This is a genomic window from Moraxella sp. K127 (assembly GCF_015223095.1).
Classification (GTDB): domain Bacteria; phylum Pseudomonadota; class Gammaproteobacteria; order Pseudomonadales; family Moraxellaceae; genus Moraxella.
Window position 1 is genome coordinate 1 of record NZ_JADFBZ010000065.1, and the last position, 14250, is coordinate 14250.

General features: G+C 44.6%; 14 protein-coding genes. 5 read left to right on the plus strand and 9 right to left on the minus strand.

Going from position 1 to position 14250, the window contains the following annotated elements; translation table 11 throughout:
* Window positions 1–47: 47 nt before the first annotated feature.
* From IM753_RS11690 to rplM, 7 genes are all read right to left on the minus strand, one after another.
* The gene (locus IM753_RS11690) at window positions 48–467 is read right to left on the minus strand and encodes a stringent starvation protein B (RefSeq protein ID WP_036387364.1); all 420 of its coding nucleotides are present in this window, start codon (window positions 465–467) and stop codon (window positions 48–50) included.
* Window positions 468–515: 48 nt separating this feature from the next.
* The gene (locus IM753_RS11695) at window positions 516–1160 is read right to left on the minus strand and encodes a glutathione S-transferase N-terminal domain-containing protein (protein ID WP_065255917.1); all 645 of its coding nucleotides are present in this window, start codon (window positions 1158–1160) and stop codon (window positions 516–518) included.
* Window positions 1161–1274: 114 nt separating this feature from the next.
* Window positions 1275–1994: a cytochrome c1 gene (locus IM753_RS11700; protein WP_194109354.1), complete on the minus strand. Its 720-nt coding sequence runs from the start codon at window positions 1992–1994 to the stop codon at window positions 1275–1277.
* Window positions 1994–3214 (minus strand): cytochrome bc complex cytochrome b subunit, encoded by a 1221-nt coding sequence (locus IM753_RS11705; RefSeq protein ID WP_194109360.1) that lies wholly within the window; start codon window positions 3212–3214, stop codon window positions 1994–1996. Before IM753_RS11705 ends, IM753_RS11700 begins: the two co-directional genes overlap by 1 nt.
* Before the next feature lie 22 nt (window positions 3215–3236).
* Window positions 3237–3821: a ubiquinol-cytochrome c reductase iron-sulfur subunit gene (petA, locus tag IM753_RS11710; protein WP_062500899.1), complete on the minus strand. Its 585-nt coding sequence runs from the start codon at window positions 3819–3821 to the stop codon at window positions 3237–3239.
* A 447-nt stretch (window positions 3822–4268) separates the two neighbouring features.
* The gene (rpsI, locus tag IM753_RS11715; protein WP_062500901.1) at window positions 4269–4655 is read right to left on the minus strand and encodes a 30S ribosomal protein S9; all 387 of its coding nucleotides are present in this window, start codon (window positions 4653–4655) and stop codon (window positions 4269–4271) included.
* 10 nt (window positions 4656–4665) lie between these two features.
* Window positions 4666–5097 carry a 50S ribosomal protein L13 gene (rplM, locus tag IM753_RS11720; protein ID WP_062500903.1) on the minus strand — a complete coding sequence of 144 codons (432 nt, stop codon included), beginning with the start codon at window positions 5095–5097 and terminating at the stop codon, window positions 4666–4668.
* Between the two features lie 592 nt (window positions 5098–5689).
* Here rplM and ppk1 point away from each other — a divergent pair.
* The 5 genes from ppk1 to IM753_RS11745 all read left to right on the plus strand — a co-directional run bounded on the left by ppk1 (window position 5690) and on the right by IM753_RS11745 (window position 12329).
* Complete coding sequence (gene ppk1, locus IM753_RS11725) at window positions 5690–7960, plus strand: polyphosphate kinase 1 (RefSeq protein ID WP_370582853.1); 2271 nt, start codon at window positions 5690–5692, stop codon at window positions 7958–7960.
* On the plus strand, window positions 7960–8415 hold the full coding sequence (locus tag IM753_RS11730) for a YchJ family protein (RefSeq protein ID WP_065255914.1): 456 nt from the start codon (window positions 7960–7962) through the stop codon (window positions 8413–8415). The genes ppk1 and IM753_RS11730 overlap by 1 nt, the downstream gene beginning before the upstream one ends.
* 149 nt (window positions 8416–8564) lie before the next feature.
* Window positions 8565–10004, plus strand: coding sequence for a tRNA uracil 4-sulfurtransferase ThiI (gene thiI / locus IM753_RS11735; protein WP_194109355.1), 1440 nt, complete (start codon window positions 8565–8567; stop codon window positions 10002–10004).
* A gap of 538 nt (window positions 10005–10542) precedes the next feature.
* A complete protein-coding gene (locus IM753_RS11740; RefSeq protein ID WP_194109356.1) occupies window positions 10543–11118 on the plus strand; it encodes a lipocalin family protein in 576 nt (191 codons plus the stop codon).
* 230 nt (window positions 11119–11348) lie between these two features.
* Window positions 11349–12329, plus strand: a complete 981-nt coding sequence (locus IM753_RS11745; protein ID WP_194109357.1) for a manganese-dependent inorganic pyrophosphatase — start codon at window positions 11349–11351, stop codon at window positions 12327–12329.
* A 121-nt stretch (window positions 12330–12450) separates the two neighbouring features.
* Here the strand turns inward: IM753_RS11745 and IM753_RS11750 are convergent, their stop codons facing one another.
* Window positions 12451–12993 carry a hypothetical protein gene (locus IM753_RS11750; protein ID WP_194109358.1) on the minus strand — a complete coding sequence of 181 codons (543 nt, stop codon included), beginning with the start codon at window positions 12991–12993 and terminating at the stop codon, window positions 12451–12453.
* Window positions 12994–13119: 126 nt separating this feature from the next.
* Window positions 13120–14250 (minus strand): hypothetical protein (locus IM753_RS11755; RefSeq protein WP_194109359.1); only part of this gene is annotated, 1131 nt, incomplete at its 5' end.

Sequence of the window (14250 nt, forward strand, 5' to 3'; positions counted from 1 at the left end):
TATATATTGCCCTTATTTTTAAGTCGTCTTTAATTTGTTAAATGACTTTATACAAATTTTAAATGCCCGCCTTTTTTGGGTGGTTCGTCATCGCCGTCATCGTCAGTATCGTCTATGTCATCAGGGTTGTCAGGTGGGGTGTAGCCGTCATATTCGCTGGGGTCAAAGAAAAAGCCTTCGCTGGGATCTTCTTTGGCATAAATCCCTACCACTGCCTGCATGGGTATCCAGATGTCTTTTGAGACCCCGCCAAACCGCCCTTGAAATGATAAGCCGTCATTGTCAATCAAAAGATTATTGGTGGCTTGGTAAGATATGGCAAGCACCAATTTGCCGTCTTGGGCGTATTCGGTGGGGGCGAGTAGCTCAGGGTGGGTGGCATCTGTCATGAGATAGGGGGTAAAGCCGTTGTCTGTTAGCCACTCATGCATGGCACGGACGAAGTAGGGGCGTTTTGGGGTAAGCATGATTATGTCCTTGTTATTGGTTAAAGTAAATTGATGAATGTTAAATTATTAAAAATCATCATCGCTATAAACAGCAGGGGTGATGAGTGTCTTTTGAAAACTCGCTCTTGCCGATAGGCGTGCTTGATATGCCAGTAGTGGTTTGCACAGTTTGGCGGGTAAATGAATGCCTAGTATTGGTAAACGGTGCAAAAGTGGCAATAATAACACATCACACAGCCCAAATTCATCTTGCATAAAATAGTCATGACGAGCAAATAGGGGCGAGAGCGTGATGAGTGAATCGGTCAAGGTTTTTTTGGCATGAGTCGCTTCTGCTGGGTTAAAGCTATCGGGATGAGTCATCAAAATCCGCCCAAGCGAGAGCCAGTCTTGACGCAGTCGCCAAGCCAACTGACGCACCTTTGCCCGCTCTTTGGGGGTGGGTGGCAGTAGCTTATTGGCACCGTGCCGCTCTTCTAGGTATTCAAAAATCACCATCAGCTCATACAATGCCAAATCCCGCCCCACAAGTATAGGCAAGGTGTTATAGGGATTTAGCTCGGCAAGATATTCGGGTCGCTCATCAGGCAGGTAGGCAAATTGATGATTCACGCCCTTTTCTTCTAGCAAAAACCGCACCACATGGCTGTCATAGCCATCGTCACCATAGAGTAGGAACTGGGTGGGTAAAAGATGAGAAAAATCTGCCATGATATGAATGAGTCTGTTTTTGGGTGTTAAGTGTAACAAAAATTTTGGTAAAAGTGTGTAAATTTTGTCAATAAAAAAGACCGATGTGTATCGGTCTTTTTGGTCGGTGCTGGCTTATTTAACGTCTTTCCAGAATTCTTTGTTAAGTAGATATACTGGAATGAGTAGCACAAGCAAGAACAGTAGCACGAATGCACCATAGATTTTACGCTGATGACGGACAGGCTCTGCCATCCATGCCATGAAGTTCACTAGGTCGCCCACACGAGCTTCATACTCTTCTTTGCCAAGCTCTTTTTGCATGTTGTGTAGCACATGGGGCATGGCAGCATTGGCAAGCACTAGGTTGTTAGCACCCCAAGGACGGCTTGGGTCTTCGTAGAATGACAGTAGGTAGGTATATACCCAGTCATCGCCACGCAGACGAGTCACTAATGACAAATCTGGTGGTGCAGCACCAAACCATAGAGCCTGAGTATCAAGGTCAATCTCAGCGGTCACATGGTCACCGATTTGGTCGGTGGTTACCATGAGATATTTTTCCATGAGCTCTGGTGGGATTTCTAGGTCTTGGGCGATGCGTGAATGACGCACATACTGGGCTGAGTGACAGCCCACGCAGTAGTTCATGAATGTCTGAGCACCACGTTGTAGTGAGCCTTTATTGGTTAGGTCAATGGGGGCTTTGCTACATTCTAGGGTGACTTTGGTGCCATCGGCTTCGGTGTACTCGCCACAACCATGACCACCTGCCGCTAGGGCAGATGACGATGCCATCATGCCACTTGCCAGCAGGAGACCAGCACCAAGCGATTTTAGAGTAAATGCTTTCATTAGTGACCTCCTCCTGTGACACGTTCGGGTGGTTGCTTGCACGTCTCCATGGTGGTATAGAACGGCATGAGAATGAAGTACAAGAAGTATAAAATGGTACAGATACGAGCAACGAAAGTACCTGTTGGTGTAGAAGATACCCCACCAAGATAGCCTAAGATTAGAAAGCTCACCACAAAGATGGCCAATGCAATCTTAGACAAAATACCTTTGTAGCGGATGGATTTTACAGGTGAGCGGTCAAGCCACGGCATGACAAACAAGATGGCAATCGCACCAAACATCACAATCACACCAGGTAGGGCAGAGCCGAACATGGATGGTGTGGCACGAAGCATGGCATAAAATGGCATGTAGTACCAAACAGGAGCGATGTGAGCGGGTGTTTTTAGAGCGTTGGCAACTTCAAAGTTGGGTTTTTCTAGGAAATAACCACCACCTTCTGGGGCGAAGAATACCACCGCAAAGAAACACATAAAGAACACCACAATACCAACCATGTCGTGTACGGTGTAGTAAGGATGGAAAGGTACGCCATCTAGTGGTACGCCATTTTTGTCTTTGAGTTTCTTAATTTCGATACCATCTGGGTTGTTAGAGCCGACATGGTGCAAGGCAACTAAGTGCATAAATACCAAGCCAACCAATACCAAAGGAATTGCCACAACATGCAGGGCAAAGAAACGGTTTAGGGTAATGCCTGAGATGATGTAGTCGCCTTTGACCCACTCAGCCAAACCGTCACCGATAAAAGGAATGGCGGCAGGTAGGTTTAGAATCACCTGAGCACCCCAAAATGACATGTTGCCCCAAGGCAGTAGATAGCCAAAGAAACCTTCTGCCATGAGACACAGATAAATCGCCATGCCGATAATCCACACCAATTCACGGGGCTTTTTATAGGAGCCATACATCAGACCACGGAACATGTGTAGATAGACGACCACGAAGAAAGCGGATGCCCCTGTGGAGTGCATGTAGCGAATGAGCCAACCGCCTTTGACATCACGCATGATGTATTCAAGTGAAGCAAATGCTCCTTCGGCACTGGGGTTAAACATCATGGTTAGCCAAATACCTGTCACCAATTGGTTAACAAGTACGACCATGGACAATACGCCAAAGAAATACCAAAAGTTAAAGTTCTTTGGTGCGTAGTATTTGGACATATGGTATTCATAAGTCTCTGTCGCAGGAAAGCGAGCATCAACCCAGCCCATAAATTTCTTAGCGATACTCATGTTATGCCTCCCCAACGGTCAAGATGGTGTCTTCAATCTTGTAGATAGGTACAGGTAGGTTCAAAGGTGCAGGCATGCTACTATAAACACGACCAGCTAAGTCGTACATAGAACCATGACAGGGGCAAAAGAAACCGCCCATCCAGTCAGCACCGCCCAAGTCTGCTGCACCAACCTCGGGTCTAAATATCGGTGCACAACCTAAATGCGTACACACGCCCTCAACAACCAATATCTCAGGCTGAATAGAGCGTGTTTCATTTTTGCAGTTGTCAGGCTGTACAGACCCGTTAGACTCAGGGTCGGCAAGCTTCGGAGCTACCTTGCTTAGGTTGGCAAGCATATCTTCGGTACGTTTGACAACAAAGATAGGTTTGCCACGGTATTTTAACGTAATCATCTGCCCATTTTCGATGCTGGCGATGTCAGTGACGACAGCGGCACCTGCGGCTTCCGCTTTGGCACTTGGATACCAAGAACGCACAAATGGGGTGGCTATTGCACCGACACCAACTGCACCAACGGCAGCAGTGGACGCAATCAGGACTCTACGGCGTTTAACATTCACGCCTTCGGCATGGCTCATTAAAACTTCCTCCAGAAAATGAATGGGGGTTATCCCATACTGGGTGTGTGGTTATGATAAAACAGTTTTATCAAAAAAACCACATTTGCTGTGCCTATTTTTCTAAACATGACTATTTTAAGCTATTTTTGTAATAAAATAAATCGTTCTTTTACAAAGTTGTGAAAAAAATCCATAAAAATTGTCATGAATTTACAAAAAAGTTTAAGATTGTATAAAAATTAGACAAAGCCTACTAAAACACTCAGCTTTATTTGTAACTTTATGTAATTTTTTGTTACTATTGATTAAAATAAAGAATCTCTATCATACATCAATAACAAGATTTTTTATCAATTGTGAATTTATCTAACAATGAAAAATCTATATCAAATCAAGTTATTTTAATCAAGAATAACACATATAAAAAAACTCTCGAAGTTCGAGAGTTTTTTGAAAACGCAAAAATTAACGTTTCGAGAATTGTGGGCGTTTACGAGCTTTGCGTAGACCCAATTTCTTACGTTCAACTTCACGAGCGTCACGAGTCACAAAGCCAGCTGCTTTTAGAGCAGGTTTTAGCGTTTCGTCTGACTCAATCAAGGCACGAGTAATGCCGTGACGGATAGCACCTGCTTGACCGCTTGCACCACCACCAGTAACAGTGATGTATAGGTCATATTTGTCAGCAGATTCTAGAAGTTCTAGGGGCTGACGTACAACCATGCGAGAAGTCTCACGACCAAAGTATTCGTCTAGGCTCTTGCCGTTGATGACGATGTTACCAGTGCCTTTTGATAAGAAGACACGAGCGGTAGAAGTCTTACGACGACCTGTTCCGTAATTCTTTTCCATGTGTATCTCCTTAGATGTCTAGTACTTTTGGGGCTTGGGCGGCATGTGGGTGTTCAGTACCCGCATACAGTTTTAGCTTTTTAATCATCGCATAGCCCAAAGGACCTTTTGGTAGCATGCCTTTAACAGCTTTGTGTAGCACGTCTTCTGGCTTGTGAGCAAGAAGTTTGGTGAAGTTGGTCTCTTTGATACCGCCAGGATAGCCTGTGTGGCGATAGTATTTTTTGTCCTGAGCTTTTTTGCCAGTAACAGCGATTTTGTCAGCGTTGATGACGATGATGTAATCACCAGTATCAACGTGGGGGGTGTACGATGGCTTGTGCTTGCCACGTAGACGAGAAGCAATCTCAGAAGCTAGGCGACCTAGTGTTTTGCCTTCTGCGTCCACGACATACCAGTCATGTACAACCTCAGCGGGTTTGGCGCTAATAGTAGTAGTCATATAAAACCTATTTAGTTACGTTTGAGAGTTGAACAAATAAAAAGCCCAAAGGCTTGATTTTACTTGCTTTGTGAGTTGGGAAACGAAGGGCTCTCAAAAAACAGCGGTCATTATAACCAATCAAACACAAAAAAGCAATGAAAATTTGAGATGAATTTAGGGTGTGTCTGCCCTTTATAACACTATTTACAATATAGAAATATTTTAGAAATAAAGATATGTTTTTGCATGAAAAATGGCTATCCGACCACTTAATCAAGTAAATTTTTAAGATTTTAACTTAATTTTTTAAAATTAAGTGGTCGGATTGTTTTTCATAATAAAAACTTGTCTGATAGAACGACTATCAGCCTCAAGTTTTTTCCTTGAAAAACGGGCGATTCCCCTGCTTTTTTAAATAGGCATTTTTCATTGCAAATACAAAAGGTAGGCACGCCCCACAAAATAAACAATGATAAATACGCCGTGATAAAAGGTGTTTGAATTGACAAAATGGCAGAATGGGACTTTAAAATTTTATCAAATTTTCATAAAATGATGATAAGATAGATGATAAGGTTTTATTATTTTAAAAGTTGATAAAGGAAAAACCATGACCACACCACACGCCCCAAAGACCGCCAAGCCAATCAGCAAGCCCAAAGCCAACTCTGATAATGTCACGCACCAAAATGCCGACACTGCTCCTAGTATTGAAAATCAAGCCATGCAAAGTATACTCGGGCAGACCCCTGCACCGACGGACTTGCACCACATTGAACAAATTATCGATGAATCAGGTAATTTTAGCCCTGACTGCTTTATCAATCGTGATTTGTCCACGCTACGGTTTCAGCTTCGGGTACTGGCTCAGGCGACCAATCCACGTCATCCACTGTTGGAGCGTATGTTCTTTTTGACCATTTTTTCATCAAATATGGATGAATTTTTTGAGATTCGGGTGGCAGGGCTTATCCAAAAAATGAAAAATGGTGATAAGTCAAGCAGTTTGGACGGGCGAAAACCGTCCGAGCTATTGGCAGAGATTAGCCAAGTGGCACACCGTGCGGTCGAAGAGCAGTACCGTATCTTAAATGAAGACATCTTGCCCGAGCTTGCCAAATCGGACATTCGCTACCTTAAACGTCATGAGCTGACCGATGCCCAAAAGGCGTGGATGCGGGAGTACTTTTTTAATCAAGTGTTGCCTGTCTTGACCCCTATTAGCATTGACCCTGCTCACCCATTTCCCCGAGTGGTCAATAAGTCCTTGAATTTTATCGTCAGTCTAGAAGGTAAAGATGCCTTTGGGCGGGATTTGTCGCTTGCCATCGTGCCTGCCCCACGCTCACTGCCCCGTGTGATACGTCTGCCCGATGAGCTGACAGGGGGCAGGGACCATCATATCATGCTCTCAGCGGTGATTCATGAGCATGTGGGCGAGCTGTTTTTGGGTATGAAAGTCACCGGCTGTCATCAGTTTCGACTGACTCGTAATGCCGACCTTGACTTGTCCGATGATGTCGAAGACCTAGCCAAGGCACTAGAAGGTGAACTTGATAACCGCCGTTTTGGGCATAAGGTGCGTTTGGAAGTAAGCACTAACTGCCCCAAAGAGCTGTATGAGTTACTGTTAAAAGAGTTTGAGCTTGATGAGTCGCAGCTTTATCGGGTCAATGGTCCTGTGAACCTGACTCGCATGCTGACAAGTTTTGATAAGCCTGAGCTAAAATTTACCCCGTTTACGCACGCCATCCCCAAGCCATTTAAGGGCATGGAGACGGTCAAGGTCGCCAAAGACAACACGTCCATGTTTAATGTCATGAAAAACAAAGATGTGCTGGTACACCATCCCTTTGATGCGTTCACACCTGTGGTGAACCTGTTGTGGCAGGCGGCAAATGACCCTGATGTGCTTGCCATCAAACAGACCATTTATCGCTCGGGGACTAACTCAGAGATTGTTCAAGCCCTAGCCGCTGCCGCTCGCAACGGCAAAGAAGTGACTGCCGTCATCGAGCTTAGAGCTAGATTTGATGAAGCCAGTAACATCGCAGTCGCCAATATGCTCACCGATGCCGGAGCCATTGTGGTGTATGGGGTGGTCGGTTATAAGACACACGCCAAGCTCATGCTCATCGTGCGTCGAGAAGACGGCAAAATCCGCCGTTATGCTCATCTAGGCACGGGCAACTATCACGCTGGCAACGCCAAAGCCTATACCGACTATGGGTTGTTTACCGCTCACGAAGAGATTTGTGCCGATGTGGCAGGCGTGTTTGGGCAGCTGACAGGCATGGGCAGACCATTGCCGTCCCATCACATCATGCATGCCCCCTTTACCCTGCATGATGGGCTGATACGCTTGATTGATGATGAGATTAATCACGTCAAAAACGGCAAAAAAGGGCGTATCATCCTAAAATGCAATGCCATCACCGAGCGTGGTATCATCAACAAGCTTTATGAAGCAAGCCGTGCAGGGGTGGAGATTGACCTGATTATCCGTTCCATCTGCTGTCTGCGTCCACAGGTCAAGGACTTGTCGGAACACATCCGTGTACGCTCTATCGTGGGGCGGTTCTTGGAGCATACCCGTGTCTATTATTTCCATAATGATGGCGATGAAAAGCTCTACTGTTCGAGTGCTGACCTTATGGATAGAAACCTGCTACACCGTGTGGAAGTGGCGTTTCCGATTTTGGATGAGAAGCTCTTTAAACGCATTTATGAAGACGGGCTGATAAACTACCTTGGCGATAACGTGCAGGCGTGGGAGCTAGACGGGCGTGGTGAGTGGAACCAAGTCCATCATGACAAAGATGGCACGGACATTCATGATGCTCAGCAGTGCCTATTAGAAAAAATCTGTGAGCGTGCCTGATGGATTGTTATTGTGGCTCGGGCAACCCTTATGCGTTGTGCTGCCAGCCTTATCATGACGGCACACCTGCCCCCACCGCCGAGCATCTTATGCGGTCAAGGTTTGGCTCTTTTTATCTAAAAAATGTGGACTATATCATCGCCACCACCGTGCCAAGCCAGCAAGATAGGCTTGACAAATCCGCCTTGCAAGCATGGGCGGACGGCATGAACTGGACACGCCTTGACGTGATAAGCCATAACAAAGTCGGCAAACGCCACGCCCAAGTGCATTTTAAAGCCTATTTTGACAATGGGGACGGCGAACAGGTACATGATGAATTATCCGCTTTTGTCAAGATAGATGAGCGGTGGTATTTTCTTGACCCAACCGTGCCTGTTATGCTCACCAACAAACAGCCGTGCCTGTGTGGCAGTGGCGAGAAATTTAAGGCGTGTTGTGGGAAGTTTTTATAAATATTAAAAAACCGTTCGTGGTGAGCCTGTCGAACCACAACGGTTTTCTTTGTACTCTTCGACAAGCTCAGGGTGAACGGAAAACTAGTTTTGCAGGAAGTTTATAACAAAAAGGTGTATAATACGCCTTTTTCTTTTGCCTAATTTTTATGAAATATATTGTTAAACTCCACCCCGAAATCATGATGAAAAGCGATACCGTGCGTAAACGCTTTGTTAAGATTTTGGCAGGAAATTTGCGTAATGTCCTAAAACCCCTTGATGAGACGGTGGCGGTCGTCCAGCATTGGGATTATATTGAAGTGCGTCATCGCAATGAGTCGGCACGCCCCATACTGCTTGACAAATTGCAATGCACGTCAGGCATTCATCATATCCTAGAAGTCGAAGAGTCGCCTTTTGCCGATTTGCATGATATTTTTGAGCAAACCTTGCCCAAGGTCAAAGACACCCTTGAAAACAAAACCTTTTGCGTGCGAGTCAAAAGACGTGGCACGCACCCATTTACGTCCATGGACATTGCCAAATATGTGGGCGGTGGGCTAAATCAAGCGATAGCCAGTGCCAAGGTACAACTTAAAAACCCCGATATTACCGTCAAGATTGAGATTGAACACGACAAAATGCTCTTTATCAAGGCACGCCATGACGGCATGGGCGGATTTCCCATGAGTACCCAAGAAGATGTGTTGTCGCTTATCTCGGGCGGATTTGATTCGGGCGTGGCAAGCTATGAATTTATCAGGCGTGGTAGCCGAGTGCATTATTTGTTTTTTAATATGGGCGGTCGTACGCATGAAATTGGCACCAAGCAAATGGCGTACGAGCTTTGGGAGCGGTACAGTTCATCGCACAAGGTACGCTTTACCACGGTGGATTTTGAGCCTGTGGTGGGCGAAATTTTGACTAAGATTGATGACGGTCAAATGGGCGTGGTCTTAAAGCGAATGATGATGCGTGTGGCAAGCCAAACTGCCCAAAAAAACCGCATTGAAGCGGTGGTAACAGGCGAAGCCTTAGGACAAGTAGCAAGCCAAACGCTCACCAATCTTGCCATGATAGACAAGGCAAGTGATGTGTTGGTGTTACGTCCACTCATCACCAAAGATAAGGCAGACATCATCGCCACCGCCGAAAAAATCGGCACGGCAGACATCGCCAAATCTATGCCCGAGTTTTGTGGGGTCATCTCAAAAAGCCCCACGGTCAAGGCGGTGGAGCATAAACTCATCGCCACCGAAAGCGAGTTTGATTTTGGCGTATTACAACACGCCATTGACACCGCCATGACCATTGACATTCGCACGATAAAAGACCAAGCGAGCGACACCCACGCCATTGATACGGTAAGCACCATTGGCAAAGATGATATAGTGATTGACATTCGCACGACCGATGAGACGGACGATGACCCTCTTGACATACCGCACATTTGCATTCCGTTTTATAAACTTGCCACAGAGTTTGACAAATTGGATAAAGCCAAAACTTATCTGCTGTATTGCAAAAAAGGCGTGATGAGTGGTTTGCAAGCGGTGTATTTAAAGGATAAGGGTTGTGATAATGTTAAGGTGTTAAAATTATCATAGCATTGGATGTTATTGTAAAAAACGGTAAATATCATGTTTGCCGTTTTTATTTTATCCACAGGGCGGTCATCATGTCATGAGCGTGAAACATGATTGTCATATTGGGAGATTTGGCAAAAATTTATGATATAAGTGATTGATTTTAAATAGGAAAAATTTGATAAAAAACTGTATAAATTTTATCCAATCAACTGCCATTGCTGATTAATCATGGCGTAACGCCCCAAATTTTAAAGTTATCCACAGGCTTATCCACAGATTTTGGGGAAAAGTGGGGAAAAGGTGGAGAGATGGCAGGGGATTTTTAAAAATATGATAAAAATCAGAAGTTTGGGATGATATTTTAGGATGTAAAACAACTGTTTTAATATCAAATGAGATTTATTCTTGGCGATGTTTCACGGCTATGTGATGGCTTAAAGTGATGATGGGCGAAAAGTGGCGAACAAATCACAACAAAACAAACAACGACCAAAAAGCAGGAGTGTGCTACAATAATTTGATAAACATCATCTACTAAACCATTAAAGGAAAAATCATGTTGCCCACCAAACCTGCCAAATCCTTGCTGATTGGTATTATTGCTTTGTCCGCTCTAAGTGCTTGCACCATTACACCCACGCCCACAAACGGCACAGCACCGACAACCGTCAGCCAAATTCGCCTTGATGACTATCTGGGTAAATGGTATGAAATCGGACGCTTGCCCATGTCATTTCAGGACAAATGCACCCACAACGTAACCGCCACATACAGCTTAAAAGACAACGGCAAAATCAACGTCCTAAACGCCTGTGCCACCAAAGACGGCATGGCATCGGTCAATGGCGAGGCGTACGCCACCGATGAGACCAATGCCAAGCTGCGAGTGAGCTTTTTACCCAGTTTTCTAAAAAAATTACCCATCGGCAAAGCCAATTATTGGGTACTGGCAAGCGACCAAGACACAAGCGGACGCTACACATCCGCCCTAGTTGGCACGCCCAACCACAAATATCTGTGGGTGCTGTCTCGCACGCCCACGCTGGATGATGCCACTTATGAGCGGTATTTGGGCATTGCCAAGCAAAACGGTTATGAACTGAGCAAATTTACCAAAACGCCACAGAAATAAGATGGTTAAAAAAGATGGTTTTGTTGGTTTTTAATATACCCAAGAAACTTTAAAATTACTACAAACGCAATGATGTTTGGATGTAGGGGCGTGCTGTGCACGCCTATAAAACTGATGGTATTAAAGGACGTGCAGAGCCAGTCTCTACAAACATGTGGTAAATATCAAGTTTGTTAGATGTATTCTTTCAACGTCTTTTTAAACATCTTTATCAAGCATTAAGGAATCTCATGCACCACGTTTTTGGACATACGTCCCCTGATACGGATGCTCTTGTCTCGGCATTTGCGTTTGCCCATTGGCTAAATGCCCAAGGCACATCAGCACAAGCATACCGTTTGGGCGAGCCGAACCTTGAAACGGCATTTGTGCTTGCCCGTTGGTTTGAGCGTTATCCTAATGATGAGTTGCCCGCCAAGCTCCTGCCGTATCTAGACCCAGATCGCCCGACCGACATTGTGGGGCAGGGCGATAAAGTGGCACTGACCGACCATAACGAACCTGCCCAGTCTATCAAGGCTTTGGCGGAGTTTGACATTCGCTATGTCATCGACCATCACAAGCTTGGGCTGACCACGCCCACCCCTGCTTATGTGCGTATCCATCCTGTGGGCTGTACTTGCACCATTTTGTATGAGATGTTTACCCAAAAGGGCGTGGACATCACCGCAAGCATGGCATGGCTCATGCTCTGTGCCATCATCTCGGACACGCTAAATCTTAGCAGTCCCACGACGACCGATGATGACCGTCTTGTGGTGCAAAAGCTCTGTGAACTGTGTCAGATGAGCATGGCGGATAAAGATAAACTGGCAGATGAGATGTTCTCTGCCAAAAGTGATGTCAGTCATCTGTCTGCCCGTGATATTTTGCTGATGGACTATAAGAGCTATGAGTTTGGGGCGACGACATGGGGCATTGCAGGGATTGAGACGGTCGCTCCCAATCAGATATTTGCCAGAATTGATGAGCTAACAGCCACCACCAAACTCATTCAGGCGGAAAAAGGCGTGGATTATCTCATGATTGCGGTGGTGGATATCAAGGAGCAAATGGGCTATGCACTTGCCCATGACCCTGCCCAAAATGTGATTATCTCCAAGGCGTTCGGGGTGGACTGCGATGATAGGGTCTTTGCCTTGGCAGGCGTGGTCAGCCGTAAAAAGCAAATCGTCCCTGCTTTGGAGCGGTATTATCAGTTGCAGGCTTAGGCGTGCTTGTTGCTATCTGTCATGGATTGATGTCTGATTTATATGCCTGATAAATAGCCATAAAAAAGACCTGATGTGATTCAGGTCTTTTTACATGTTTTGGCTGTTTTTAGCTCGTCTTTTAGCTTGCTTTGGTGCATTCGATAATGACGGTATCATCTAGCGTGGTGATTTTGGCTTTATCGCCGTCAATGGTTAATGCCATGCCCTTGTCGTCGCCAGCAATGCTATCATCAGAAGTAAAGCGTCCTTTGGTTTGTACGTCTTGGGCTAGGTCATAAGTGATGTCATCGGTGGTTAGATGAGCTTCGATTTCGCCTTCGTGGTTGTGAACAGCGATGTGGGCAGTTTTGTCACCACATTGGTATTTATCGCCATCGGCATGGTGATGATGTCCATGCTCGCCATGAGCATGGCTGTGGTCGTGAGCATGTTCACTGTGTTTGTGGTCATGGTCGTGTTCTGCATGGTCATCGTGGTCATGGTCATGACTGTGTTCGCCATCTTTGTGTTCGTGGTCATGCTCACCATGAGCATGGTCATGCGTGGCGGTTTGTTCGGTAGTAGTGGTTTCTACCTGTGGTTCGGCAGGGGTTTCTTCGGCTTTTTGGCAAGCGGTCAGACCCAAAGTGATTGCCAAAGCGGGGATAAGAATTTTTTTCATGAGCATACCTTTATAAAATTAACTGTTTGAAATGGGAAAAACTGATACATTATATCATATTTTAGCACGTGGTAAAGGGGTGTTTGAATTTTGCTCTATTCGCCCCTTTGTCCAAAACTTATCAAACTACTGGCGTGGTGTATAAAAATACCCCTTATCATCAACCCGATAAATCACTTCATTTGGCTCATTGCCGTTATTATCCACGACCTTAATCTGCTCTTTTTGTAAAATGGCAGTGATGTCAAAATCAAACTCCCTGATACCATAAGTGCTAATAAGCAGGCTATCTATGATGTGATGATTTTTATCTATATTGATAAGATAAGTTTGTAATAAATCCCGATTTTGTTTCATGCTAACCACATAACTTTTAATGTCTTTTTGATAATGGTATAAACCTAGCACATAAATCTCTTGGGCGTTGGGATATAACCCTGCAAAGAATTTGGCTTGCTCTTTATTTAGATGACCATTTTTAGGAATGATGTCTTGATAATTACCAAAATTGACATCGATGTTAATATTTTCATTGCCTGATAAAGATTGGGGCTTGATGTCAATATCAAACTTTTTAAAAGCAGGGTCGTCTTTTAACGTGATTTCATAAACTCTAATATGCTCTTGGTTATTATCATCGGTGCGTTGCTCGACAATATAAGCATGGCTTTCATTTAAAAATACACTACCATTATAATAACAAAGACCAAAGGATGAATGTTCATCAGGCGGTATCAATGCATTAAAAATATCATTAAATTCAATGATTTTTACCCATTCGCCGTTAATGCGTTTTTGGATAAAATAAGATGAGCATTCTTGACCGCCAAAATGACCAATCAAGCGGTATTGCTTATTGGGCGATGAGATAGACGCTTGGTTGGGATTGCCCACGTGTTCGGTGCTTTTGCCGGTATTTAGATTGTAGCTGATATCGCTTGAATGACCGCCTTCTAATACCAAAATATTTTTATTGTCATCATCATAAGCATAATAAGCAACAAATCTCCCTTCGGGGTTATCTATCACACCGCCATTTTTAAAATGAATGCGTTTGATACTGCCGTCCGAATTAAAATCCACAATGCCTTTTAATAGTTTTTTAACGCTTTTTAAATCATCAAGGGGCATAAAGCTAATGCCAAAATTGGGATTGCCATGAGTTAATTTTTCAAAATCTGTGGGAGAGATTTCACGAATGCTAATGGGATAATCATCTTTGTCAAAGCCATGTTTAAATAATGGCGATGTCTGTTG

What these genes read in the sequence shown, in the direction of transcription:
- IM753_RS11705 (WP_194109360.1), bottom strand. Translation starts at nt 3,214, where the DNA reads ATGGGCTGGGTTGATGCTCGCTTTCCTGCGACAGAGACTTATGAATAC.
- rpsI (WP_062500901.1), bottom strand. Translation starts at nt 4,655, where the DNA reads ATGGAAAAGAATTACGGAACAGGTCGTCGTAAGACTTCTACCGCTCGT.
- thiI (WP_194109355.1), top strand. Translation starts at nt 8,565, where the DNA reads ATGAAATATATTGTTAAACTCCACCCCGAAATCATGATGAAAAGCGAT.
- rplM (WP_062500903.1), bottom strand. Translation starts at nt 5,097, where the DNA reads ATGACTACTACTATTAGCGCCAAACCCGCTGAGGTTGTACATGACTGG.
- IM753_RS11740 (WP_194109356.1), top strand. Translation starts at nt 10,543, where the DNA reads ATGTTGCCCACCAAACCTGCCAAATCCTTGCTGATTGGTATTATTGCT.
- IM753_RS11730 (WP_065255914.1), top strand. Translation starts at nt 7,960, where the DNA reads ATGGATTGTTATTGTGGCTCGGGCAACCCTTATGCGTTGTGCTGCCAG.
- petA (WP_062500899.1), bottom strand. Translation starts at nt 3,821, where the DNA reads ATGAGCCATGCCGAAGGCGTGAATGTTAAACGCCGTAGAGTCCTGATT.
- IM753_RS11695 (WP_065255917.1), bottom strand. Translation starts at nt 1,160, where the DNA reads ATGGCAGATTTTTCTCATCTTTTACCCACCCAGTTCCTACTCTATGGT.
- IM753_RS11700 (WP_194109354.1), bottom strand. Translation starts at nt 1,994, where the DNA reads ATGAAAGCATTTACTCTAAAATCGCTTGGTGCTGGTCTCCTGCTGGCA.
- IM753_RS11690 (WP_036387364.1), bottom strand. Translation starts at nt 467, where the DNA reads ATGCTTACCCCAAAACGCCCCTACTTCGTCCGTGCCATGCATGAGTGG.
- ppk1 (WP_370582853.1), top strand. Translation starts at nt 5,690, where the DNA reads ATGACCACACCACACGCCCCAAAGACCGCCAAGCCAATCAGCAAGCCC.
- IM753_RS11750 (WP_194109358.1), bottom strand. Translation starts at nt 12,993, where the DNA reads ATGAAAAAAATTCTTATCCCCGCTTTGGCAATCACTTTGGGTCTGACC.
- IM753_RS11745 (WP_194109357.1), top strand. Translation starts at nt 11,349, where the DNA reads ATGCACCACGTTTTTGGACATACGTCCCCTGATACGGATGCTCTTGTC.